Annotated in this window: 24 protein-coding genes and 1 tRNA gene; 13 read left to right on the top strand and 12 right to left on the bottom strand. The window is 68.7% G+C overall.

The genetic code is table 11. The features are described from left to right. Positions 1–7: 7 nt before the first annotated feature. From ACFWJX_RS11365 to ACFWJX_RS11385, 5 genes are all read left to right on the top strand, one after another. Complete coding sequence (locus tag ACFWJX_RS11365; protein ID WP_383240261.1) at positions 8–337, top strand: hypothetical protein; 330 nt, start codon at positions 8–10, stop codon at positions 335–337. Between the two features lie 71 nt (positions 338–408). Then, positions 409–633 (top strand): hypothetical protein, encoded by a 225-nt coding sequence (locus ACFWJX_RS11370; RefSeq protein ID WP_383240263.1) that lies wholly within the window; start codon positions 409–411, stop codon positions 631–633. Continuing rightward, positions 633–1,457, top strand: a complete 825-nt coding sequence (locus ACFWJX_RS11375; RefSeq protein WP_383240265.1) for an N-acetylmuramoyl-L-alanine amidase — start codon at positions 633–635, stop codon at positions 1,455–1,457. The genes ACFWJX_RS11370 and ACFWJX_RS11375 overlap by 1 nt, the downstream gene beginning before the upstream one ends. 3 nt (positions 1,458–1,460) lie before the next feature. After that, positions 1,461–1,691: a holin gene (locus ACFWJX_RS11380; RefSeq protein ID WP_383240268.1), complete on the top strand. Its 231-nt coding sequence runs from the start codon at positions 1,461–1,463 to the stop codon at positions 1,689–1,691. 32 nt (positions 1,692–1,723) lie between these two features. Further along, positions 1,724–2,029 carry a hypothetical protein gene (locus tag ACFWJX_RS11385; protein WP_383240811.1) on the top strand — a complete coding sequence of 102 codons (306 nt, stop codon included), beginning with the start codon at positions 1,724–1,726 and terminating at the stop codon, positions 2,027–2,029. A gap of 50 nt (positions 2,030–2,079) precedes the next feature. Here ACFWJX_RS11385 and ACFWJX_RS11390 read toward each other — a convergent pair whose 3' ends face one another. Then, positions 2,080–2,622 (bottom strand): flavoprotein, encoded by a 543-nt coding sequence (locus ACFWJX_RS11390; protein ID WP_383240271.1) that lies wholly within the window; start codon positions 2,620–2,622, stop codon positions 2,080–2,082. Next, positions 2,619–3,833, bottom strand: coding sequence for a helix-turn-helix domain-containing protein (locus ACFWJX_RS11395; RefSeq protein ID WP_383240273.1), 1,215 nt, complete (start codon positions 3,831–3,833; stop codon positions 2,619–2,621). Before ACFWJX_RS11395 ends, ACFWJX_RS11390 begins: the two co-directional genes overlap by 4 nt. A gap of 106 nt (positions 3,834–3,939) precedes the next feature. Between ACFWJX_RS11395 and ACFWJX_RS11400 the strand changes: the two genes are divergently transcribed. Both ACFWJX_RS11400 and ACFWJX_RS11405 read left to right on the top strand, forming a co-directional pair. Then, positions 3,940–4,284, top strand: a complete 345-nt coding sequence (locus ACFWJX_RS11400; protein ID WP_383240276.1) for a hypothetical protein — start codon at positions 3,940–3,942, stop codon at positions 4,282–4,284. Next, complete coding sequence (locus tag ACFWJX_RS11405; RefSeq protein WP_383240278.1) at positions 4,281–4,490, top strand: hypothetical protein; 210 nt, start codon at positions 4,281–4,283, stop codon at positions 4,488–4,490. The genes ACFWJX_RS11400 and ACFWJX_RS11405 overlap by 4 nt, the downstream gene beginning before the upstream one ends. Before the next feature lie 57 nt (positions 4,491–4,547). Here ACFWJX_RS11405 and ACFWJX_RS11410 read toward each other — a convergent pair whose 3' ends face one another. The 10 genes from ACFWJX_RS11410 to dnaA form a co-directional block, all read right to left on the bottom strand. Beyond that, complete coding sequence (locus ACFWJX_RS11410; protein WP_383240280.1) at positions 4,548–4,805, bottom strand: helix-turn-helix domain-containing protein; 258 nt, start codon at positions 4,803–4,805, stop codon at positions 4,548–4,550. Positions 4,806–5,626: 821 nt separating this feature from the next. Continuing rightward, positions 5,627–5,700 (bottom strand) — tRNA-Ile (locus ACFWJX_RS11415). A gap of 123 nt (positions 5,701–5,823) precedes the next feature. Continuing rightward, on the bottom strand, positions 5,824–6,684 hold the full coding sequence (locus tag ACFWJX_RS11420) for a DUF3566 domain-containing protein (protein WP_383240283.1): 861 nt from the start codon (positions 6,682–6,684) through the stop codon (positions 5,824–5,826). A gap of 18 nt (positions 6,685–6,702) precedes the next feature. Then, on the bottom strand, positions 6,703–9,297 hold the full coding sequence (gene gyrA, locus ACFWJX_RS11425; RefSeq protein WP_383240286.1) for a DNA gyrase subunit A: 2,595 nt from the start codon (positions 9,295–9,297) through the stop codon (positions 6,703–6,705). A 42-nt stretch (positions 9,298–9,339) separates the two neighbouring features. Then, entirely contained in the window at positions 9,340–11,400 is a 2,061-nt protein-coding gene (gene gyrB / locus ACFWJX_RS11430; protein WP_383240288.1) for a DNA topoisomerase (ATP-hydrolyzing) subunit B, read from the bottom strand. 466 nt (positions 11,401–11,866) lie between these two features. Next, complete coding sequence (locus ACFWJX_RS11435; protein ID WP_383240291.1) at positions 11,867–12,433, bottom strand: DUF721 domain-containing protein; 567 nt, start codon at positions 12,431–12,433, stop codon at positions 11,867–11,869. Then, complete coding sequence (gene recF, locus ACFWJX_RS11440) at positions 12,430–13,551, bottom strand: DNA replication/repair protein RecF (protein ID WP_383240294.1); 1,122 nt, start codon at positions 13,549–13,551, stop codon at positions 12,430–12,432. Before recF ends, ACFWJX_RS11435 begins: the two co-directional genes overlap by 4 nt. Positions 13,552–13,632: 81 nt before the next feature. Then, positions 13,633–14,508, bottom strand: coding sequence for a phosphogluconate dehydrogenase (NAD(+)-dependent, decarboxylating) (gnd, locus tag ACFWJX_RS11445; protein WP_383240297.1), 876 nt, complete (start codon positions 14,506–14,508; stop codon positions 13,633–13,635). A 198-nt stretch (positions 14,509–14,706) separates the two neighbouring features. Further along, positions 14,707–15,837: a DNA polymerase III subunit beta gene (dnaN, locus tag ACFWJX_RS11450; protein ID WP_086767068.1), complete on the bottom strand. Its 1,131-nt coding sequence runs from the start codon at positions 15,835–15,837 to the stop codon at positions 14,707–14,709. Between the two features lie 869 nt (positions 15,838–16,706). After that, positions 16,707–18,653 (bottom strand): chromosomal replication initiator protein DnaA, encoded by a 1,947-nt coding sequence (dnaA, locus tag ACFWJX_RS11455; protein ID WP_383240301.1) that lies wholly within the window; start codon positions 18,651–18,653, stop codon positions 16,707–16,709. 376 nt (positions 18,654–19,029) lie between these two features. Here dnaA and rpmH point away from each other — a divergent pair, with 376 nt between their 5' ends. The 6 genes from rpmH (at position 19,030) to rsmG (ending at position 22,539) form a co-directional block, all read left to right on the top strand. Then, positions 19,030–19,167: a 50S ribosomal protein L34 gene (gene rpmH / locus ACFWJX_RS11460; RefSeq protein ID WP_018846094.1), complete on the top strand. Its 138-nt coding sequence runs from the start codon at positions 19,030–19,032 to the stop codon at positions 19,165–19,167. A gap of 21 nt (positions 19,168–19,188) precedes the next feature. Next, positions 19,189–19,560 (top strand): ribonuclease P protein component, encoded by a 372-nt coding sequence (gene rnpA / locus ACFWJX_RS11465; protein WP_383240303.1) that lies wholly within the window; start codon positions 19,189–19,191, stop codon positions 19,558–19,560. Further along, positions 19,557–19,910, top strand: a complete 354-nt coding sequence (gene yidD / locus ACFWJX_RS11470; RefSeq protein WP_073491209.1) for a membrane protein insertion efficiency factor YidD — start codon at positions 19,557–19,559, stop codon at positions 19,908–19,910. The genes rnpA and yidD overlap by 4 nt, the downstream gene beginning before the upstream one ends. A 3-nt stretch (positions 19,911–19,913) precedes the next feature. Next, positions 19,914–21,176, top strand: coding sequence for a membrane protein insertase YidC (yidC, locus tag ACFWJX_RS11475; RefSeq protein ID WP_383240306.1), 1,263 nt, complete (start codon positions 19,914–19,916; stop codon positions 21,174–21,176). A gap of 15 nt (positions 21,177–21,191) precedes the next feature. Then, positions 21,192–21,704: a R3H domain-containing nucleic acid-binding protein gene (locus ACFWJX_RS11480; RefSeq protein ID WP_086767055.1), complete on the top strand. Its 513-nt coding sequence runs from the start codon at positions 21,192–21,194 to the stop codon at positions 21,702–21,704. Between the two features lie 118 nt (positions 21,705–21,822). Further along, a complete protein-coding gene (rsmG, locus tag ACFWJX_RS11485; RefSeq protein ID WP_073491260.1) occupies positions 21,823–22,539 on the top strand; it encodes a 16S rRNA (guanine(527)-N(7))-methyltransferase RsmG in 717 nt (238 codons plus the stop codon). The last annotated feature ends 126 nt before the right edge of the window (positions 22,540–22,665 follow it).

Below are 22,665 nucleotides of genomic sequence, written 5' to 3' on the forward strand. Positions count from 1 at the left end.
CGGCCCTGTGACCGTTCCCGCCACGCTCTGGCAGCCGGGCATGCTCCTGACCCCGGACCGGCTGCTCGCGACGGACGAGCAGAGGGGCATTGTGCTGGTGTCCTTCACCAGCTTGACCTCGTTCACGCAGACGGTGACCTTTCCCGAGGCGTTCCCGGCCGTGCCTACCGGTGTGGATACGGAGATCCAGTCCGGTGCCGGTCCGACTGCCCGGTGGGACACCCGCGCGATCACCGTGACGTCGACCGGGTTCACGCTGTTCTGTTACGTCACCGATGCCGCCAGCGCGGCCGCCACCTGGGCGTCGGTCCCCGTCTTCTGGCGGGCCACGTACTGACTGCCAGCACCTCGCACAACAACCGCCCCGAGCCGATCCGGCCGGGGCTTTCTCACGTCCTGGAGGCACTCATGGCCGCAGAGATCCATCCCGCCACCGCCGCGATGCTGCGCAACTTCCGCTACGACCACCTGCCCGCCGGGCTCCAGGCGGTCAGCAAGCCGTTCCACGACCTGGCGCACCGGCTCGCGGAGACCCTCGCTGGGCCGGAGGTGGCCAAGGCCCTGGACGACCTCTGGTCCGCGAAGAACTGGGCGGTCGTCGCCGCCTCCAACGCAGAGCGGGAGGGCGTGTGATGAAGCTCGTCACCCGCAAGACACTCGGCTGGCCCACCTCGGCCGCAGCGCTCCAGCCCACCGCCAAGGGCGTCAAGGTCCACTGGCTCGGGCAGGCCGTCTCCGCGAAGCTCGCCAAGGACCACAGCCTGTGCATTGCTTTGTGGAAGGGCATCCGGGAGTCCCACCTCGCGAACGTGAAGGAGGGCTACTCGGACGTCGCCTACAACCGGGCCGCGTGCGTGCACGGCTACGTCCTGGAGGGCCGCGGACCGGGCCGTCGTACGGGCGCGAACGGCAACCAGGTCCTCAACCGCGCGCACTACGCGATCGTGGCTCTGATCGGCGACGAGGGCCTCACGGAGCCGACCGACGAACTGCTGCACGCGCTGCGCGACGGCATCGAGGACCTCCAGGAGCACGGCGCGGGCAAGGAGATCCTCGGCCACCAGGATGGCTACCCCACCGAGTGCCCAGGACCGGCGCTGTACGCCTGGGTCCAGAAGGGCGCGCCCCGCCCCGGAAAGCCGGGCTCCTCGTCCGGCTCGGGCAGTCAGCGGCCCGTCGTCGACCTGTCCCGGCTGATCGCCGCGGCGAAGACGGACCCGCCCAAGAAGGGCACGCCGGTCTCCTACGCCGGCACCAAGACCGTGGAGGCGGCTCTCGTCGCCGAGGGCCTGCTCGCCAAGTCCCTCGCGGACGGCCACTTCGGCACCGCGACCAAGGCCGCCTACGGCCTCTGGCAGATGCGCTGTGGCTGGTCCGGCAAGGACGCCGACGGCATCCCCGGCCTCGCATCGCTCACCAAGCTCGGCAAGCGCCGCGGCTTCGACGTCAAGGAGTAACGCATGCTCACCAAGGCCTTCTGGAAGGCGACCGCCGAGCGCTCCGTGCGCACCTTCGCCCAGGTCCTCGTCGGCTCCCTCGGACTGGACACCCTGGGCATCATCCACGCCAACTGGAGCGAGGGCCTGGCGCTCGGCGGCGGTGCCGCGGTCCTCACCGTGCTGACGGCCGTCGCGACGTCCGGCGGTACGGAGGGACCGGGCGTCACCGAGACCGTGCGGAGCCGCGAGTGACCGGGGGAGCCACCGGGGTCACCCCCGTGGACATGCTCGTCATCTGGTCGCTGGCAGCAGTGTCCATCGCTGCGCTCCTCGGTCTGCTGTGGCGCATGAGCCGCGGCGTGCGACGCATCGTGGTGAGAGTCGACGAGTTCGTCGACGACTGGAACGGCGTCCCACCGCGCCCTGGTGTGTCGGGCAGACCCGGCGTCATGGCCCGGCTGGACGGCATCGAGGAGCGCCTCGGCCGCGTCGAACATGAGCTACAACCCAACTCTGGCGCGTCGCTGCGGGACGCAGTCGACCGCGTGGACGCCCGCACGCAGCAACTCGCCCCGGATACCGACCCCTGACGACACGGCCCCCTCTCGCCTCCGGGCGGGAGGGGGCCCTTCGTCATGTCTCAGGCGTCAGCCTGGCGTCGCACGCTGGCCAGCGCCCGCTTCCACGGGAACGCCTTCGGGTCCCCCTGCTTAGGCGGATGCGACTCGTACCCGTCCGGCCCGTCAAGCACGACGACGCCCTGATCCCGTAGCACAGCGATCGACCGGGCGACCGCAGGCTGCGCGCCCTGCGCCTGGTTGAAGTACGGCATGACCGCAACCGGGACGCCCATGTGTACGGCCTCCGACGGGATACCGATGGCCACGGTGTCGGCGATGCCGGCACCCCACTTGTTGAGGGTGGTGCAGGACATCGGCGCGACCAGCATGGCGGCCGCCTTCGGCAACGCGTCCGCCTCCCACGGCAATTTGTACCGCGACCGCACCGGGTGCCCGGTCAGCTCGACCAGCTCCTGCATGCGCGGCTCCCACCATGCGGCTGCGGCCGGCGTGAGAATCAGGCACACGTCCCAGCCATCAGCCTGGGCGGCGCGCACGCCGTCGTCGATGTACTGGGTGGGACCTGCGGCGCAGGCGATCAGGTACAGAACTGGCGTTGTCATACAGGCAGTCCACAGCGTTCGGCCAGCGCACGCAACGGAGCTTCCGGCCTGGCCGTTGCCCCGACGACGTCCTTGACCAGGTTCACGGTGTTCGGCGTGCCCCGTACTTCCTCTGGAGCCAGTCTCTCGGCCTCCAGGAGCGCCTTCGCCGCATCGTCCTTGCGCCGCGTGAGTAGCGACGCGCGTGCTACCGCGACCTGGTGGCCGGCCTGCCGTTCCCGGGTCATCTCGGCGAGTGCTGCGGGCTCCGCCTTCTTCGCCGCCTCCAGCGCCGACCACCCGTCCTCGAAGCGAAGCAGCATGTCCATCCGGTGCAGCACCACATTGGTCGGGCCGAACTGGGTGTAGTCCTCGTCCAGATCCGCACCCTGTCTCGCGGCTACCTCGCCGGCCTCGTCCACGTAGCCGCTGGCCGCCGCCACCCGGTCGGTGGTCCTCTCCTGAGAGGACTCGGCGAGCGCCGCGGACAGGTACAGCATCCCGAGCGTGGAAAGTCCGAGCGACCCCCGGTCGGCCAGCCCCTCGGACAGGCGCCGCGCGGCGGCCGTCGCGAACTCGACAGCGGCCTGCGGGCGCTGCTGGTGGACAAGACTTTTCGCCACCCGACGTGCAGCCGCACCCATCTGCACCGGGTCTCCGGATCGCTCAGCTGCGGCCAGCGCCCGGTCCGCGGCGAGCGCGGCCGGGATGGCGGCCGCCGCCCCGTACTTGTGCAGGTACGACGTAACGAGCTGGTAGAGACGGGAGAGCAGTGCCTGCGCCTCACTCTGCTCGCCTACAGGTGCGACGTGAGCCGACCTTGCCGCATCGCCGATCAGGGCGGGCAGGTCCCGGGCGAGCGCCGCGTAGTGGCAGGCCTGGAACGCGGTGCAGCAGTAATCGAGCCTGCGCTGGAGGACGTCACGCGGGGGCGGGTCTTCGTCGCTACCAGGGTCGTAGAGGGCGTCGATGACGCGGAGGGCACTGGCGGGCGGGGCGCCGCTTGCGGGCGGCTCAGGGGCGGCGTCGGACACGAGTTGCTCCAGGGGGATGCGCAGGACGTCAGCCGCGCGCACCAGTACCGACAGTCGCGGGTCCTGCTGGCGCTTTCCGCCTTCGATGTCCTGCACCCAGCGCCGCGTCTGGCCCATGAGCTGGCCGAAGTCGGTTTGGGTGAAGCCGCGTAGGTCCCGCCAGTAGGCGATGCGGCGGCCGATGCCTGAAGTGTCCATTACGTGCCCCCGAGCCAAGGCACGCACTTTGCGTGCCCCGCTCTGTTGTACCGCGTCCTACGGTCCTGTGTGTGAGACGGAGCACAGTGACTGTGGAGGCCTGAACATGCGAGCCGATCCCCCGAGCGCCGCCGCCACCGTGGACGCTCTTGCCATCATCTCCCTGCCCCCGCTCGACGGCCTCGCCGAGGAACAGCTCCGGGGCGCCGCATGCGTCTGGTGCGGCGCCGGGCTGACGACGGACTCGGCTGTCGACCTCGGCGAGCGTCGCCACAAGCGCCTGGACGGCCACTACTCCACGTTCCCCCGCGGCTGCCCGGTCGACGTCACCCGTGCCGCCGTGCAGGCCCTGCACGACCACGCCGGGAGCTGCGAGCAGTGCGCCGACGCCGCCGAACACTGCACCGTCAGCCTGGCCCTGTACCGCATCGTCCGGCAGGAGTGGCGATGAGCAAGCCGTCCGACGACATGAGTCTCCTGGCACGCAGCCTGCGTGCCGCGCAGTCCGGTGGTCGTGCGGCCGGCTACTGCTGGCTCGAGCACCCCGACGGGACGGGACGGTGCACCCGGAAACCGCACACCGACTCCGAGCACGTCGACTACTACAACGGCCGGTCCTCGCCCACGGCTGCCAAGGGCGTGGAGTGGTCTGAATGAGCCCCCGCTCCCGGCAGCGACGCCGTCCGCGCCGGTAGCGGGAAGGCCGGCCGCCCCTCACCCCCCGTTGAGGGGCGGCCGCTCATCCAGCAGCTCAGCGAGCTGGACACCGATGGCCTTGGAGATGTCCAGGAGGGTGTCCAGGGTCGGGTTCGCCGCGCCGGCCTCGATCTCCTGGTAGTAGCTGCGGTTCATCGGGATCGCCAGGAAGACAGCCTCTTGGGTGAGATTGCGGTGTATGCGGGCGGCCTTGATGGACCTGCCGATGCGCTGCCGCTCCTGGAGCCATCCGTCGTCAGGTGGGTCGCTGGACACTCGACAAACCGTGTGACCAGCGTGATCATAAGTCAGCCTGGTCACACCAGGCTTTATTCGATCTTGTTCTACCTGCGTGCAAATCCGCGCTTTGTCTGATCAATGGCCCCGGACGCGGGGCAGTGTGATGTGCGTCCACTGTTCCCGCCAGGCGCTCGCCCGAGCGGCTGAGCGCCGCCGCCCCGCCCCCGTACAGGGGCGGGGCGGTTTACTGTGTCGAGACGCCCCCTGCCGAGCTATGCGGCAGGGGGCGCCCTTTCCGACTGGGCGCCTCCCGAGCAGCCCAGTCGGGCTTTGTTCTGGGGCTGTGCGTCAGGCGGCCGGAATGGTCACGTCCGCCTCCCCGACTTGACCTTACCCACTGCGGCGGCCGATCCACAGACCGCAGAGGTGAGTTCCACGAGACCTGCGCAGCAGTTTCGACCGTTGATACTCCGGTATATGACGGTTCATCACCGGTGAGATCCGGACAACAAAGAGACCGTTCGACCCGTTTCCCGGCGTGGGCGGTCGACGCGAGCGGTAGGAGCATGGCAGGCTACGACCGGCAGACTGAATTCGGATGTGCGTTCGATTAAGCTGTCGAGCAGACTCCGGTCAGGATCGGGAGGCCCCGGCCGGAACGCAGACACCCCCCTGCCGCGTGAATCGGCAGGGGGGTGCGCTGCAAGCCTAGAGGGCGGCACCGACATCGGCCCCCGAGCCCAGCACCCAGCGAAGGGCAAGTTACGGGGTAGTAGCGGGGTAACAAGATCCACAAATGTAGACGGCCGGTAGATCCTGGGGATCTACCGGCCGTCTGACCTGGCACTAGGCCTCGGTGGGGCTAACAGGATTTGAACCTGTGGCCTCATCCTTATCAGGGATGCGCTCTAACCAACTGAGCTATAGCCCCGCCGCGCTCTGCGGTGTATGTCCCGCGCGCTGACCCCTGAAGATTAGCGCACGACATGGGCAGTCCCAAAATCGGTTGTCGCCGGAGGTTCGGCGGAGGTTTGGAACAGCGCCGGCGGCCAAGTCACTCGTCTTCGGCGAGGGTCAGCTCGACGCCCCCCACGAAGCCCGCGGAGAGGTTGTAGATGAACGCGCCGAGCGTCGCGAGGGCCGTCGCGAGGACGACGTCGATGACCGCGATGATCGACGTGAACAGCAGGACGTTGGGCAGGGAGAGGAAGGACTGGAGGTCGAAGCCGTTCGACTCGTTGGAGCCGGTCGCCTCCGAGATCGTGCCGCCGACCGTCGAGAAGACTCCCATCGCGTCCATGACCATCCACAGGACGGCCGCCGCGATGATCGTGCAGATGCCCAGCGCGATGGAGAGCAGGAAGCTGACCTTCATCACCGACCACGGGTCGGCCTTCGCCACCCGCAGCCGCGCCTTGCGCACCCGGGGCGTGGTCCGGGCGCCGGTGCGCGGTCGACGGACCGCGCCGGCCGGGGCGGGAGTCGCGTAGGCCTGCGGCGGGTGGTAGGGCCCGGCGGGCTGCTGTCCCTGGCGTTCGCCGGGCAGCGGGGAGGCCTCCTGGGCCTCGGCACCGGCCTTGCCCGCTCCAGCCGCGTACTGCTGGGTCTGCGGACCTCGGGTGTCCGTCACAGTTCCCCCCTGGGATCCATGCGTGTCGGGCGAGTGCGAGTCTTTCGCGGGTGACTTGATCGCCTGGAGGTTGGTCGTGTGCGGATCCGTCGCGCGCGCGTCGGCCGTCCGGGCGTCGGTTCCCCGCCCCTCGGTGGGCCGCGCGTCGGTCGTACGCGCGTCCTTGTTCACCGCGGCGGAGCCACGGCCGCCGTCCGTTTCCGTACCGGTGGGGGTACCGGTCGAAGGGCCGGCAGAGGTGCCGGCCGATGTTCCGACCGAACCGGCGCCCGTGGCTCCGCTCACGATGACTCACTCCTCGTGCTACTCGGTCGAGGGCGCCGCACCCTCGTCCGTACCGCTGGTCGCGGCGTCCTCGACGGTCTCGTCCACGGCAACGTCGCCGTCGATCTCCTCCGCCTCACGCCCCGCCTCGGCGTTACGTGCGATGCCGACCACGGCATCGCGCTTGCCCAGGTTGATCAGTTGGACGCCCATGGTGTCACGGCCCGTCTCCCTGACCTCGTTGACTCGCGTACGAATCACACCGCCGGACAGCGAGATGGCGAGGATCTCGTCCGTCTCCTCGACGACCAGCGCGCCGACGAGGGAGCCGCGGTCCTCCACGATCTTGGCGGCCTTGATGCCGAGGCCGCCGCGACCCTGGACGCGGTACTCGTCGACGTTGGTGCGCTTCGCGTACCCACCGTCTGTGGCAGTGAACACGAACGTACCGGGTCGAACAACATTCATCGAGAGCAGCTCGTCGCTCGCACGGAAACTCATGCCCTTGACGCCCGAGGTGGCACGGCCCATCGGGCGCAGAGTGTCGTCCGATGCGGTGAACCTGATCGATTGGGCCTTCTTGCTGATCAGCAGCAGATCATCGTCGGCCGAGACGAGTTCGGCTCCGATCAGTTCGTCGTCGGAACCGTCCTCCCGCTCCCGCAGGTTGATCGCGATGACACCGCCGGAACGCGGCGAATCGTAATCCTTCAGAGGCGTCTTCTTGACCAGACCGCCCTTGGTGGCCAGGACCAGATACGGCACCGCCTCGTAGTCGCGGATCGCGAGGATCTCGGCGATCGCCTCGTCCGGCTGGAAGGCCAGCAGGTTCGCCACGTGCTGTCCACGCGCGTCGCGCCCGGCGTCGGGCAGCTCGTACGCCTTCGCACGGTAGACGCGGCCCTTGTTGGTGAAGAACAGCAGCCAGTGGTGCGTGGTGGAGACGAAGAAGTGGTCGACGATGTCGTCTTCCTTCAGCTTCGCGCCCCGTACGCCCTTGCCGCCGCGCTTCTGCGCCCGGTAGTCGTCGGCCTTGGTCCGCTTGATGTAGCCACCGCGCGTGACGGTGACGACGATGTCCTCCTCGGCGATGAGGTCCTCGATGGACATGTCACCGTCGTAGGGGATCAGCTGGGTCTTGCGGTCGTCGCCGTACTTCTCGACGATCGCGGCCAGCTCGGCGCTGACGATGCCGCGCTGGCGGACCGGCGAGGCGAGGATCGCGTTGTACTCGGTGATCTTCGCCTGGAGTTCGTCGTGCTCCTGGACGATCTTCTGACGCTCCAGGGCGGCCAGCCGGCGGAGCTGCATCTCGAGGATGGCGTTCGCCTGGATCTCGTCGATCTCCAGGAGCTCCATCAGGCCCGTGCGCGCGATGTCGACGGTGTCGCTGCGCCGGATCAGCGCGATGACGTCGTCGATGGCGTCCAGGGCCTTCAGCAGGCCGCGCAGGATGTGCGCCCGCTCCTCGGCCTTGCGCAGCCGGAACTTCGTACGGCGGACGATGACCTCGATCTGGTGCGTCACCCAGTGGCGGATGAACGCGTCCAGGGACAGCGTGCGCGGCACGCCGTCGACGAGCGCCAGCATGTTGGCGCCGAAGTTCGTCTGGAGGTCGGTGTGCTTGTACAGGTTGTTCAGGACGACCTTGGCGACCGCGTCCCGCTTGAGGACGATCACCAGACGCTGGCCCGTGCGCGACGAGGTCTCGTCACGGACGTCCGCGATGCCGCCGATCTTGCCGTCCTTCACCAGGTCGGCGATCTTCTGCGCGAGGTTGTCCGGGTTGACCTGGTAGGGCAGCTCCGTGACCACCAGGCACTGGCGGTTCTGGATCTCCTCGACCTCGACGACCGCGCGCATGGTGATGGAGCCACGGCCCGTGCGGTACGCCTCCTCGATGCCCTTGCGGCCGACGACCAGGGCGCCGGTCGGGAAGTCGGGGCCCTTGATGCGCTCGATCAGCGCGTCCAGGAGCTCCTCGTGCGAGGCCTCCGGGTTCTCCAGGTACCACTGGGCACCGGACGCGACCTCGCGCAGGTTGTGCGCGGGGATGTTGGTCGCCATGCCGACCGCGATACCGGCCGAACCGTTGATCAGCAGGTTCGGGAAGCGGGCCGGCAGGACGGTCGGCTCCTGGGAGCGGCCGTCGTAGTTGTCCGTGAAGTCGACGGTCTCCTCGTCGATGTCGCGGACCATCTCCATCGACAGCGGCGCCATCTTGCACTCGGTGTACCGCATGGCCGCCGCCGGGTCGTTGCCCGGCGAGCCGAAGTTGCCGTTGGAGTCCACGAGTGGCATGCGCATCGACCACGACTGCGCGAGGCGGACCAGCGCGTCGTAGATCGAGGAGTCGCCGTGCGGGTGGTAGTTGCCCATGACGTCGCCGACGACGCGGGCGCACTTGTAGAAGCCGCGCTCGGGGCGGTAGCCGCCGTCGTACATGGCGTACAGGACGCGGCGGTGGACGGGCTTGAGGCCGTCGCGGACGTCCGGCAGCGCACGCGAGACGATGACGGACATCGCGTAGTCGAGGTACGAACGCTGCATCTCCGTCTCGAGCCCGACGGGCTCGATGCGCATGGCGATTTCGCCGCCCTCTTCAGGGCTGACGGGAGTGTTCTCGTCGGTCATTGCTGGTGTTGATCCTTCCTGGTCCGGTCAGCTGAGACCGACTCAGATGTCGAGGAAGCGGACGTCCTTGGCATTGCGCTGGATGAAGGCACGGCGCGCCTCGACGTCCTCGCCCATGAGGACCGAGAACAGGTCGTCGGCCTGGGCGGCGTCGTCGAGGGTGACCTGGCCGAGGACGCGGTGCTCCTGGTCCATCGTGGTGATGCGCAGCTCCTCGGCGTTCATCTCGCCGAGGCCCTTGAAGCGCTGGATGGAGTCCTCGCGGACCCGCTTGCCGCGCTGGCGGCCCATCTCGAGCAGCGCGTCGCGCTCGCGGTCGGAATACGCGTACTCGATGTCGTCGCGGCCCCACTTGATCTTGTAGAGCGGGGGACGGGAGAGGTACACGTGCCCGGCCTCGACCAGCGGCCGCATGAAGCGGAACAGGAAGGTCAGCAGCAGGGTGCTGATGTGCTGGCCGTCGACGTCGGCGTCCGCCATCAGGATGATCTTGTGATAGCGGAGCTTCTCGATGTCGAAGTCCTCGTGCACGCCCGTGCCGAAGGCGGAGATCAGGGCCTGGATCTCCTGGTTCTGCAGGATCTTGTCGATCCTGGCCTTCTCGACGTTGAGGATCTTGCCGCGGATCGGGAGGATCGCCTGGTACTGCGGGTTTCGGCCGGACTTGGCCGAGCCGCCGGCGGAGTCACCCTCGACGATGAAGATCTCGCACTTGGTGGGGTCGTTCGACTGGCAGTCGGAGAGCTTGCCCGGCAGGGACGCCGACTCCAGCAGACCCTTGCGGCGCGTGAGGTCGCGGGCCTTGCGGGCCGCCACGCGCGCGGTGGCCGCCTGGATGCCCTTGCGGACGATGTCCGCCGCCTCGACCGGGTTGCGGTCCAGCCAGTCGTTGAGGTGCTCGTAGACCGCCTTCTGGACGAAGGTCTTGGCCTCCGTGTTGCCCAGCTTGGTCTTGGTCTGACCCTCGAACTGGGGTTCGCTCAGCTTCACCGAGATGATCGCGGTCAGACCCTCGCGGATGTCGTCACCCGTGAGGTTGTCGTCCTTCTCGCGCAGCAGCCGCTTGTCGCGCGCGTACTTGTTGACCAGGTTGGTCAGCGCCGCGCGGAAGCCCTCTTCGTGCGTACCGCCCTCGTGCGTGTGGATGATGTTGGCGAACGAGTAGACACCCTCGCTGTAGCCGCTGTTCCACTGCATCGCGACCTCGAGGGACAGGCTCTTGTCCTTGTCCTCCGCCTCGAGGTCGATCACCGTCGGGTGCACCGCTTCGCCCTTGCGGGAGTTGAGGTACTTCACGAAGTCGACGATGCCGCCCTCGTAGTGGTAGGTGACGGTCTTGACCTCGTCCTTGTCGTCCGCACCCGCCTCGTCCGCACCGGCGGTGGCCTTCGCCGACTCGCGCTCGTCAGTGAGTTTGATCGTCAAACCCCTGTTGAGGAACGCCATCTCCTGGAATCGCCGTGACAGCGTCTCGAAGGAGTAGTCGAGGGTCTCGAAGATGTCGCCGTCGGCCCAGAAGGTGACCGACGTGCCGGTCTCCTCGATCGCCTCGTGCTTGGAGAGCGGCGCGGTGGGGACGCCCATCTTGTACTCCTGGGTCCACCGATAGCCCTCGGTCCTGACCTCGACGGAGACCTTGCTCGACAGGGCGTTCACGACGGAGACGCCCACGCCGTGCAGACCGCCGGAGACCGCGTAGCCGCCGCCGCCGAACTTGCCACCCGCGTGCAGCACGGTCAGGACGACCTCCAGGGCCGGCTTGCCCTCCGAGGGAACGATGCCGACCGGGATGCCACGGCCGTTGTCGATCACTCGGACGCCGCCGTCGGCCAGGATCGTGACGTCGATCGTGTCCGCGTGGCCGGCCAGCGCCTCGTCGACGGAGTTGTCGACGACCTCGTACACGAGGTGGTGCAGGCCGCGCTCGCCGGTCGAACCGATGTACATACCGGGTCGCTTGCGGACCGCGTCCAGGCCCTCGAGGACGGTGATGGCGCTGGCGTCGTAGGAGGCCGTGACCTCGCTGCTGGAGGTCACGGCCTCGCGGACGACGCCGGCGTCGGTGGACGGGATGTTCTCGTTGGGGTTGCCGGAATCGGCCACGAAGCGCCCTTTCTGGCACAGCACGAGCCGGGCTCGTCGGCGGGTTGCCGGAGCGGCTGCGGCATGTTGCGTTGGTAAGCCTTGATCAGCGTTGCTCAGCGTTTCCCGGGCGGTCCCCACGTTTGGGGCGGGATTCCCTTCCAGTCTACCCGTAGCGCCGACAGTGATGGGGGTTTGCCGGTACCTGAGTCCGCATGTGCCGCCCTCAACCGGTCTCCACCGGGTCCCCATATACGGAGCGGGCCTCCAAGAGGCTCACGGAGGCACTCAGCGCTTCGGGGTGTCAACCCTTGGCTACCGGCGAGTCAACTCCGCATTCGCCACCCCTTCCGGACCCGCGCGGACCCTTCCGAACAGGCTCCGGACGCGCGCGGGCGGCACAGACCCGCGGCGGGCCGCACGGTCCGAAAAGACGACGGCCGGGACGGTACGACAGCACCGTCCCGGCCGGATTACGTGACACATATCACCCGTAGGTGTCGCCGGGTCCCTTGCTGCCCGGGGCCCGCAGAGGGCCGTAGCGGCGGACCGGGCCCGCGGGGCCCTGCACCCTGATCTGCTGCACCCTGCCGTGGCCGAGGTCCTCGTTGAGACGGGCGACCAGCGTCGGGGCGAGCAGCCGCAGGTTCGTCGCCCAGGCCGTGGAGTCGCAGCGCACGAACAGCACCCGCTCGTCCTCGTCGTACCGCTCCGGTTCGCAGTGCTTGGCGATGTCCTCGCCGACGATCTGCGGCCAGCGCCCCATCACCCCGCCCACCGCGGCCGGCGCCTCCCAGCCGCGCTCGGTGAGGAGCCGGTTGATCGCCGAGCCGAGCGCCATGGGGTCGCGGCCGTCCGCGCGCGCGCCGGAACGCAGGCCGCCCCCGCGCCGCGCCTGCTTCTTCTGCTGCGCCGCGTCCCCCCGCGCGCGTGCCTGCTCGCGCGCCGCCCTCAGCGCCACGCGCGCGAGGTCGACACCGGAGGGCTCGGGCGTTCTCTTCGACTCCGGCGCCATCTTCGGATCGGACGCCTTCTTCGGCTCCTGCGCCGTCATACGCGCTCCACCGCCCCCTCCGCCACGGCGTACCGCGCGCCCGCGAGCACATGCGGTACGTCGTCGTCGACGGCGGCCGTGACCAGCACCTGCTCACCGGGTGCGACCAGCTCCGCCAGCCGCTCCCGCCGCCGGGTGTCCAGCTCGGCGAAGACGTCGTCGAGAACCAGGACCGGCTCGTTGCCCTCGGCCCGCAGCAGGTCGTACGAGGCCAGCCGCAGGGCGAGCGCGTAGGACCAGGACTCGCCGTGGGAGGCGTATCCCTTGGCGGGCAGCTGACCGAGCTTGAGCAGCACGTCGTCCCGGTGCGGGCCCGCGAGGGTGACGCCCCGCTCGATCTCCTGCTTACGGACGTCCGCGAGCGCGCCCATCAGCTGTCCGTAGAGGTCCTCGCGCGTGTGCGCCTCGCCCGGCGCCGACGCCTTGTACTCCAGCGCGACCGGGCCGCCGCCGGGCGCCAGCTGTTCGTACGCCTTGTCGGCGAGCGGCTGGATCGCGGCGATCAGGTCGAGACGCTGGGCGAGCAACTCGGCGCCCACGCGCGCGAGGTGCTGGTCCCACACGTCGAGCGTGGACAGGTCCATGGTCCGGCCACCGTGCCGACGGGCCAGCGCGGCGGACTTCAGCAGGGTGTTGCGCTGCCTGAGCACCCGCTCGTAGTCGGAGCGCACACCCGCCATCCGCGGGGAGCGCGCGGTGATCATCTCGTCCAGGAAGCGTCGCCGCTCCCCGGGATCGCCCTTCACCAGGGCGAGATCCTCGGGCGCGAACAGCACGGTCCGTACGATCCCCAGCACATCGCGCGGCCTGACCTGCGAGGACCGGTTGATGCGGGCGCGATTGGCCTTGCCGGGGTTCAGCTCCAGCTCGACCAGCTGCTGCCGGTCGCCCTGCCGGACCTGCGCCCGGATGACCGCGCGGTCGGCGCCCATGCGGACCAGGGGCGCGTCGGAGGCGACCCGGTGACTGCCGAGGGTGGCGAGATAGCCGACGGCCTCGACAAGGTTCGTCTTGCCCTGCCCGTTGGGGCCGACGAACGCGGTGACGCCCGGGTCGAGCGGGACTTCGACCCGGGCGTACGAGCGGAAGTCGGCCAGCGACAGATGCGTGACGTGCATGGTCGTTTCGCCGACCTCCCCCGGCGTTGTGGACCGCCGAAAAAACGATCCCGTGATGGGCCGCCGAAACGGCCCGGTGGACTACTTCTTCTCGACCGCGTGGCCGCCGAACTGGTTGCGCAGCGCCGCGATCATCTTCATCTGCGGCGAGTCCTCCTGCCGGGAGGCGAACCGCGCGAAGAGGGACGCGGTGATCGCCGGGAGCGGCACCGCGTTGTCGATGGCCGCCTCGACGGTCCAGCGGCCTTCACCGGAGTCCTGTGCGTAGCCGCGCAGCTTGTCGAGGTGCTCGTCGTCGTCGAGGGCGTTGACCGCCAGGTCGAGGAGCCAGGACCGGATGACGGTGCCCTCCTGCCAGGAGCGGAAGACCTCGCGGACGTCGGTGACCGAGTCGACCTTCTCCAGCAGCTCCCAGCCCTCGGCGTAGGCCTGCATCATGGCGTACTCGATGCCGTTGTGGACCATCTTCGCGAAGTGGCCGGCGCCGACCTTGCCGGCGTGCACCGCGCCGAAGTCGCCCTCGGGCTTGAGCGCGTCGAAGACCGGCTGCACCTTGGCGACGTTCTCCGCGTCGCCGCCGTACATCAGCGCGTAGCCGTTCTCCAGGCCCCAGACGCCGCCGGAGACGCCGCAGTCGACGAAGCCGATGCCCTTGGCCGCCAGCTCCTCGGCGTGCTTCTCGTCGTCCGTCCAGCGGGAGTTGCCGCCGTCCACGACGACGTCGCCCGGCTCCAGCAGCTCGCCCAGCTCGTCGACGGTCGACTGGGTGGCGGCACCGGCCGGGACCATCACCCACACGACGCGCGGGCCTTTGAGCTTGCCCACAAGCTCGGAGAGGCTGTGCACATCGGCGAGGTCCGGGTTGCGGTCGTATCCGACGACGGTGTGGCCTGCGCGGCGGATCCGCTCACGCATGTTGCCGCCCATCTTGCCGAGGCCGACGAGACCGAGCTCCATCAGTTGTTCCTTAGGTCGCTGTGTGGCGTGCGGGCACCTTCGTACCCATGTCCGAGCCTAAACCCGGACCCTCACGCACACCTGTGGGCATACGCGCTCAGACGTACGGCCCCATTCGCGCGCTCACCTGCGGCTTCTGCGGCTTCAGCCACAGGCCGGGAGGCGTTCCTCCACGGCCTGTGGACAAGTCCGGGCGGCTCAGCCGCTGAGGCGGACCGGCATGATCAGGTACTTGTAGGCCTCGTCCGCCTCGGCGTCCAGCGCCGGCCTGCCGCTGAGCAGCGCGGGCTTGGTGGACGTCGTGAAGGACAGCTGGGCCACCGGGGAATCGATGGCGCTGAGGCCGTCCAGCAGGAAGGTCGGGTTGAAGGCGATCGAGACGTCGTCGCCCTCCAACTGGGCGTCGACCCTCTCCACAGCCTGTGCGTCGTCGCTGGAGCCGGCCTCCAGGATCAGCACACCCTGCTCGAAGCTGAGCCGCACCGGGGTGTTGCGCTCGGCGACCAGGGCCACGCGCTTGACGGCCTCCACGAAGGGGGCGGTCTCGATCACCGCGATGGAGTTGAACTCCGTCGGGAACAGCGAGCGGTACTTCGGGAGGTCGCCCTCCAGGAGGCGCGTCGTCGTACGGCGGCCGGCGCCCTCGAAGCCGATCAGGCCCTCGCCCGCGCCCGAGCCGGACAGCGCGATGGTGACGCTGTCGCCGCTCGTGAGCGCCTTGGCGGTGTCCAGGAGCGTCTTGGCGGGCACCAGGGCGACCGCGGAGGCCTCCGGGTTCTCCGGCTTCCACAGGAACTCCCGGACCGCGAAGCGGTAGCGGTCGGTGGAGGCCAGCGTCACGGTGTCGCCCTCGATCTCGATGCGCACACCGGTGAGGACGGGCAGGGTGTCGTCACGGCCGGCCGCGATGGCGACCTGGGCGGCGGCGGCGGCGAAGACCTCGCCGGGGACCGTGCCCGTCGCGTTCGGCATCTGGGGCAGCGACGGGTACTCCTCCACAGGCAGTGTGTGCAGGGTGAACCGCGAGGAGCCGCAGACCACCGTCGCCCGTACACCGTCTGTGGAAATCTCCACCGGCCGGTTCGGCAGTGCGCGGCAGATGTCCGCGAGCAGCCGGCCGGAGACGAGGACCGTGCCCTCCTCCTCGACCTCGGTCTCCACCGACACGCGTGCGGAGACCTCGTAGTCGAAGCTGGAGAGGCTGAGGGCTCCGTTCTCGGCCTTCAGCAGGAGGCCGGCGAGGACAGGCGCCGGCGGACGGGCCGGGAGGCTGCGCGCCGCCCAGGCCACTGCCTCCGCGAGTACGTCGCGTTCCACCCGGATCTTCACTCTTGCCGCCTCCTGCTGTTGCCGGCGCTTCTCGCCCTGCCTGGCTTTCGTCGTCTGTCTCGGTGTCGTCAGCCCCTGTGAGGGGAAGGACCACCGGGGTCCAGTCTGACGCACCGCACTGACAGTAGGTGCCCCTCGGGTCAAGTCGTGACGAGGAGCAGCCGGGACCCGGACAGCGAGTTGTGCACAGCCCCTCCTTCGAACCGGACTTCTCGCTCTCTCTAGTTGGGAGTAGTAGTAGGGGCTGTGGATACCGTGGATAACCCTGTTTCCCCAGGTGAGAGCCGATATTTTATCCACTGGCCCTGGGGACGGAGACGGTGGACAACTGGGGCCTTCTGTGGAGAACAGAAAGTTCTGCACACCCCATGCACAGGGAGAGGCGACTTCTCCCCAGGACCGTCCCCAGGTTTCGCCGGCTTTCCCACAGCCCGCTCCGGCACCTTCGTGTGACGCCTTTCACTCGACCCGGTGAGGAGGCCCGTCAGGTTGCCGAACAGTGGACAGCCATGTGGAGAAACCGGTGTTGGCTGGGGACAACCGGCCACAGCCTGTGGGTTGCCGGTGGACAACTTCGTGCACAGGCTGTGGACGATCTCAGTATCCACAGCCTGTGGAAAACTTTTGTCCACGAATCCACAGCCAGGTGACCTGCCCCGATTCTCTTTCACCCGAGGCGCCTGTGGACACGATCTGGACAACTTGGCAGTCCCCAGGTTGTGGACGGAAGAAAGTCACCGAATCTGTGGAGAGCGGCCGTAACCCGGCGAGTATTCGAACAGCGGATGGCCGGGCGCCGACCCGTGGCACGACGAAGGGCGTCCCGGGATCAGCTCCCGGAACGCCCTCGACGGGTCCGTGCGGCTCTGTCAGCCCGCCTTGATGCGGTTCGTCAGCTCGGTCACCTGGTTGTAGATCGAGCGTCGCTCGGCCATCAGATTGCGGATCTTGCGGTCCGCGTGCATCACCGTCGTGTGGTCACGGCCGCCGAACAGGGCGCCGATCTTCGGCAGCGAGAGGTCTGTCAGCTCGCGGCACAGGTACATGGCGATCTGCCGGGCCGTCACCAGCGCGCGGCCGCGGGAGGTGCCGCACAGGTCCTCGACGGTGAGCCCGAAGTAGTCGGCGGTCGCGCCCATGATGGCCGTCGAGGTGATCTCGGGCGCCGAGTCGTCGCCGCCGGGCATCAGGTCCTTCAGGACGATCTCGGTCAGGCCCAGGTCCACCGGCTGCCGGTTGAGCGACGCGAACGCCGTCACCCGGATCAGCGCGCCCTCCAGCTCGCGGATGTTGCGCGAGATGCGGGACGCGATGAACTCCAGTACCTCCGGCGGGGCGTTGAGCTGCTCCTGCACCGCCTTCTTGCGCAGGATCGCGATCCGCGTCTCCAGCTCGGGCGGCTGGACGTCCGTGATCAGGCCCCACTCGAAACGGTTCCGCAGCCGGTCCTCCAGCGTCACCAGCTGCTTGGGCGGCCGGTCGCTGGACAGCACGATCTGCTTGTTGGCGTTGTGGAGCGTGTTGAAGGTGTGGAAGAACTCCTCCTGCGTCGACTCCTTGTCCGCCAGGAACTGGATGTCGTCGACGAGCAGGATGTCCATCTCGCGGTACCGCTTGCGGAAGCTGTCGCCCTTGCCGTCGCGGATGGAGTTGATGAACTCGTTGGTGAACTCCTCCGAGCTGACGTACCGCACCCGCGTGCCCGGATAGAGGCTGCGCGCGTAGTGCCCGATGGCGTGCAGCAGGTGGGTCTTGCCGAGACCCGACTCCCCGTAGATGAACAGCGGGTTGTACGCCTTCGCGGGCGCCTCGGCCACGGCGACCGCGGCCGCGTGCGCGAAGCGGTTCGAGGCGCCGATGACGAACGTGTCGAAGAGGTACTTCGGGTTGAGCCTGGCGGTCGGCTCGCCGGGGCCGCTCGCCGGCGCGGGCTTCGCGCCCAGCGGACCGGGCGCGCCGGACTGACCGTGACCGGCCGGGCCCCGGTGCGGATGACCGCCGCCGGCCGAGGACTCGGGCATCTCGCGCCGGGTGGGGTCGCGCTGGTCGTACTCGGGGCGCGACTGCTGGTAGTCCGAGCGCTTCTGCTCGTAGGGCGAGCGGTCGTAGGACGACCGATCCATGGCCTGCGGCCGGTAGTCCTGCGAGGGCGGGCCGTAGGAGTCCTGGTCCTGGGACCCGTACGCGTCCTGGGACGGCGGGCCGTAGGAGTCCTGCCCGGAGCCGCCGTACGAATCCTGCGACGGCGACGCGTACGGGTCGCGCTCGGGGAAACCGAGGCGCTGCTGCTGCCAGCCGTAGTCGTCCTGCCCCGGCCGGGGCCAGGCGCCGGGTTCGGGCCGCTGGTACTCCGACGGGTAGGCCGGCCGCGCGGTGGGCAGCTGGTCCTGGCGGGAACCCTGGTCGCCGCCCCCCTGGGGCTGATCGGCGCGGTGGCGGCCGTAGCCCTGGTACGGGTTGTCGCGCGGACCGTCGTACTGGCCGGACGGACGTGCGGGGTCGTCGTAGCGCGACGGTCCCGATGAGGCGGGCGGTTCGCCCACGGAGTCGTCGACGGTGATCGCGATGCGGATCGGCCGGCCGCACTCACGGCTCAGCGTCTCGCTGACGATCGGGGCGAGGCGGCCTTCCAGCACGCCCTTCGCGAATTCGTTGGGCACGGCGAGCAGGGCGGTGTCGGCGACCAGGGCGAGCGGCTGGCAGCGCCTGATCCAGTGCTCGTCCTTCACCTCGACACCCTGGCCGCGGCCCTCACCGAGGAGCTGCTCCAGTACTCGTGGCCACACTGCGGCAAGATCGGCAGGTACGTCAGCCACAGGGCACGCTCTCTCGTGGGTCCCACGTTCGTGTGACGGTGGGACGGTGGGGATTCGCATCGGGTGCGGGCAGGGACAAAGGAACGAATCGGAGTTCAGCCACGGTAGTCAGGCCGACGGGTACGGTTCAAGTTGTTGTCCCCAGCCTGTGGACAGTGTCTCCCACGGCCGCCGGTTTGACCGGATGGCGTAGCCGCGCGTACCGTGACCAGGTCGAGTTGTCGATGGCTGCTGCCGCCTGCCTCCGATGGGCACAGATCGCGTCAGGTGATCGGGAAGCGGTGCACTCGGGCGTTGACCGCGAGCTACCTCGTGGGCGCACGGTGACAGCCAGGACGGCACCCCGCCACCACCGATTGATTTCTGGAGCCCCCGAGTGAGCAAGCGCACCTTCCAGCCGAACAACCGTCGTCGTGCCAAGACCCACGGCTTCCGCCTGCGGATGCGCACCCGTGCCGGTCGCGCGATTCTCGCGAACCGCCGCAGCAAGGGTCGCGCCAACCTGTCCGCCTGAGCCTGATCAGGTCATGACGTCGTGCTGCCTACCGAGCATCGGCTGAGGCGGCGCGAAGACTTCGCGACCGCGGTACGACGGGGCCGTCGGGCCGGCCGTCCGACTCTCGTCGTCCATCTTCGAAGCGGTGCCACGGACCCGCACGCGCCTGGGGAGAGCGCTCCCCCGACGCGTGCGGGTTTCGTCGTGAGCAAGGCCGTGGGCGGAGCGGTCGTGCGCAACGCAGTGAAGCGCAGACTGCGTCATCTGATGCGTGACCGAGTCGCCCTCCTTCCCCCCGGTAGCCTGGTAGTCGTACGGGCGCTGCCCGGTGCGGGCGACGCAGACCACGCACAGCTGGCCCAAGACCTCGATGCCGCCCTTCAACGGCTACTAGGAGGGGGCGCGCGATGAAGTACCCGCTGCTGGCCTTGATCAAGCTCTACCAGTGGACGATCAGTCCGCTGCTCGGGCCGGTGTGCAAGTACTACCCGTCGTGTTCCCACTACGGCTTCACCGCCATCGACCGGCACGGTGCGGTCAAGGGAACGGCCCTCACCGCCTGGCGCATCCTGCGATGCAATCCCTGGTCGCTCGGCGGCGTGGACCATGTCCCGCCGCGCAAGCGTCCGCGGTGGCACGAGATGCTGCGCAACACATGGCGCGCACGCAAGGGCGGGCCCTCCGCCGCCGAAACGGCCACCGAAGAGAACCCTTCTTCAAGCCCGGCCGCAGAGACACCGTCCCATGCCCAAGGAGCATGATTAGTGGACACGATTGCCAGCCTCTTCAGTTTCATCACCACACCCGTCTCCTGGGTCATCGTCCAGTTCCACAAGGTGTACGGCGCCCTCTTCGGTGCTGACACCGGGTGGGCCTGGGGCTTGTCCATCGTGTCCCTGGTGATCCTGATCCGGATCTGCCTGATCCCGCTCTTCGTGAAGCAGATCAAGGCGACACGGGCGATGCAGACACTGCAGCCCGAGATGAAGAAGATCCAGGAGCGCTACAAGAACGACAAGCAGCGCCAGTCCGAAGAGATGATGAAGCTGTACAAGGAGACGGGTACCAACCCGCTCTCCTCGTGCCTTCCCATCCTGGCGCAGTCCCCGTTCTTCTTCGCTCTGTACCACGTGCTCAACAGCATCGCCAACGGTGACACCATCGGTGTGATCAACGAGAGCCTGCTGCAGAGCGCGCAGAAGGCGCACATCTTCGGCGCCCCGCTGGCCGCGAAGTTCACCGACAGCGCCTCGGACGTCTCCGCGCTCGACGCCTCGCTGTCCAGCGTCCGCGTCGTCACCGCGATCATGATCGTCCTGATGTCGGCCTCGCAGTTCTTCACGCAGCGCCAGCTGATGACGAAGAACGTCGACACCACCGTGAAGACGCCGTTCATGCAGCAGCAGAAGATGCTGCTGTACGTCTTCCCGATCATGTTCGCCGTCTTCGGCATCAACTTCCCCGTCGGTGTCCTCGTCTACTGGCTGACCACCAACGTGTGGACCATGGGCCAGCAGATGTACGTCATCCGCAACAACCCGACCCCGGGTTCCAAGGCTCAGGCCGCTTACCTGGACCGCCTGTACAAGCACGTCACGAACCACGGCAAGATCCGCGGCCGTGGCCAGAAGGCCATCGTCAAGGCGATCGTGGCCAAGGGCCGCGACCGCAACGACTACGAGCGCAAGTTCATCAACGGTCTGAGCAAGGCGGGCCTGGCGGCCCAGCCCGACGGCACCGTGGCGAAGGGCGAGGCCCAGACCGCCACACTGACCGAGGACGGCGACGGCACGACGGCCACGGCCCGGCGGCAGCAGCCCAAGCGCCAGAGCAAGTCCCAGCGCCAGTCCGGAACCACCAAGGCGGCCGGTGAGCCCACCTCGCTGACCAAGTCCGACGAGCCGCAGGACGCCAAGCCCGCCGACGCCGCCAAGCCGAGGACCGGCTCCAGCGGGGGCCGTAGCAAGGCCCAGTCCGGGCAGCGCAAGGGCGGCCCGCAGCGCCCCAAGTCCCCGTCCAAGAAGTAAGAAGGAGCCCATCCCGTGACGGAAGGCACCACCTCCGCCGCCGCCGAGGGTGCAGACACCCTGACCCGCCTGGAGCAGGAGGGCGAGATCGCGGCGGACTATCTCGAGGGTCTGCTGGACATCGCCGACCTCGACGGCGACATCGACATGGACGTCGAGGCCGACCGTGCTTCGGTGTCGATCATCAGTGACGTGGCAGGTCGCGACCTGTACAAGCTCGTCGGCCGGGACGGCGAGGTCCTGGAGGCGTTGCAGGAGCTGACGCGTCTTGCCGTGCACCGGGAGACCGGTGATCGCAGCCGACTGATGCTGGACATCGCGGGCTACCGGGCCAAGAAGCGCACTGAGCTCTCGGAGCTGGGTGCGAAGGCCGCGGCCGACGCGAGGAACAGCGGCGAGCCGGTCAAGCTGGATCCGATGACGCCCTTCGAGCGCAAGGTCGTCCACGACGCGGTCAAAGCGGCCGGTCTGCGCAGCGAGTCCGAGGGCGAGGAACCGCAGCGCTTCGTCGTCGTGCTGCCCAACTGATTCAGCACGTACGTCTTCCCGGCCCCGTCTGTCGCGCAGGCGGGGCCGGTCTTGTCAGACCTGGTAGTTCTGGTGGTCGGCGCGGAACGCGCCGATGCGGTACGGAAGGACGGTCCCCGTGACGGAGGCAGCGGAGCTCCCCCCTGCGCCCGAGCAAGCACGCGAGGTATTCGGTGATCGCTTCGCGGATGCGGTCCGGTACGCCGAGCTCCTGGCCGAGGCAGGTGTGCAGCGTGGGCTCATCGGCCCACGGGAAGTGCCCCGGCTGTGGGAGAGGCACATCCTGAACTGCGCGGTGCTCTCCGAAGCCGTGCCCGAGGACGTCACGGTGTGCGACGTCGGTTCCGGCGCCGGCCTGCCGGGCATTCCCCTGGCCCTGGTGCGGGAGGATCTGAAGATCACCTTGCTGGAGCCCCTTCTGCGGCGCACGAATTTCCTGACCGAGGTCGTCGAGCTTCTCGGCCTCGACCATGTCACCGTCGTACGCGGGCGGGCCGAGGAGGTCATGGGCAAGCTTCCCCCGGTCCATGTCGTGACCGCACGGGCGGTCGCTCCGCTGGACCGCCTGGCCGCCTGGGGCATTCCGCTGCTCCGCCCCTACGGTGAGATGCTCGCGCTGAAGGGCGACACCGCCGAGGAGGAGCTGAAGAGTGCGGCCACCGCACTGAGCAAGCTCGGCGCAGTGAGCACGTCGATCCTCCACGTCGGCGAGGGACTGGTGGATCCGCTCTCCACGGTCGTGCGGGTCGAGGTCGGGGAGAGTCCGGGCGGTGTGAGGTTCGCCGCGAAGCGTGCCAAGGCAGCCAGGACAGGGCGCACACGCCGGCGCCGCTGATCCGGCCTGAAGGACAGTCGTACTCCACACAAGCTGCCCAACCTACGCATGACGGAGTGTCGCGGCAGTTCGGCCGCGGGCGCTGTGCATCGTGTTTCACGTGAAACGTCGCTCATTGCTGCACGG

The sequence above is a fragment of the Streptomyces sp. NPDC058335 genome, assembly GCF_042723915.1.
Lineage (GTDB): Bacteria > Actinomycetota > Actinomycetes > Streptomycetales > Streptomycetaceae > Streptomyces.

Excerpts from the sequence above, each read along its gene's own strand:
- ACFWJX_RS11370 (WP_383240263.1), top strand. The coding sequence starts at position 409 with ATGGCCGCAGAGATCCATCCCGCCACCGCCGCGATGCTGCGCAACTTC.
- ACFWJX_RS11375 (WP_383240265.1), top strand. The coding sequence starts at position 633 with ATGAAGCTCGTCACCCGCAAGACACTCGGCTGGCCCACCTCGGCCGCA.
- ACFWJX_RS11380 (WP_383240268.1), top strand. The coding sequence starts at position 1,461 with ATGCTCACCAAGGCCTTCTGGAAGGCGACCGCCGAGCGCTCCGTGCGC.
- ACFWJX_RS11385 (WP_383240811.1), top strand. The coding sequence starts at position 1,724 with ATGCTCGTCATCTGGTCGCTGGCAGCAGTGTCCATCGCTGCGCTCCTC.
- ACFWJX_RS11390 (WP_383240271.1), bottom strand. The coding sequence starts at position 2,622 with ATGACAACGCCAGTTCTGTACCTGATCGCCTGCGCCGCAGGTCCCACC.
- ACFWJX_RS11395 (WP_383240273.1), bottom strand. The coding sequence starts at position 3,833 with ATGGACACTTCAGGCATCGGCCGCCGCATCGCCTACTGGCGGGACCTA.
- ACFWJX_RS11400 (WP_383240276.1), top strand. The coding sequence starts at position 3,940 with ATGCGAGCCGATCCCCCGAGCGCCGCCGCCACCGTGGACGCTCTTGCC.
- ACFWJX_RS11405 (WP_383240278.1), top strand. The coding sequence starts at position 4,281 with ATGAGCAAGCCGTCCGACGACATGAGTCTCCTGGCACGCAGCCTGCGT.
- gyrA (WP_383240286.1), bottom strand. The coding sequence starts at position 9,297 with ATGACCGACGAGAACACTCCCGTCAGCCCTGAAGAGGGCGGCGAAATC.
- ACFWJX_RS11435 (WP_383240291.1), bottom strand. The coding sequence starts at position 12,433 with ATGACGGCGCAGGAGCCGAAGAAGGCGTCCGATCCGAAGATGGCGCCG.
- recF (WP_383240294.1), bottom strand. The coding sequence starts at position 13,551 with ATGCACGTCACGCATCTGTCGCTGGCCGACTTCCGCTCGTACGCCCGG.
- gnd (WP_383240297.1), bottom strand. The coding sequence starts at position 14,508 with ATGGAGCTCGGTCTCGTCGGCCTCGGCAAGATGGGCGGCAACATGCGT.
- yidD (WP_073491209.1), top strand. The coding sequence starts at position 19,557 with ATGAAGTACCCGCTGCTGGCCTTGATCAAGCTCTACCAGTGGACGATC.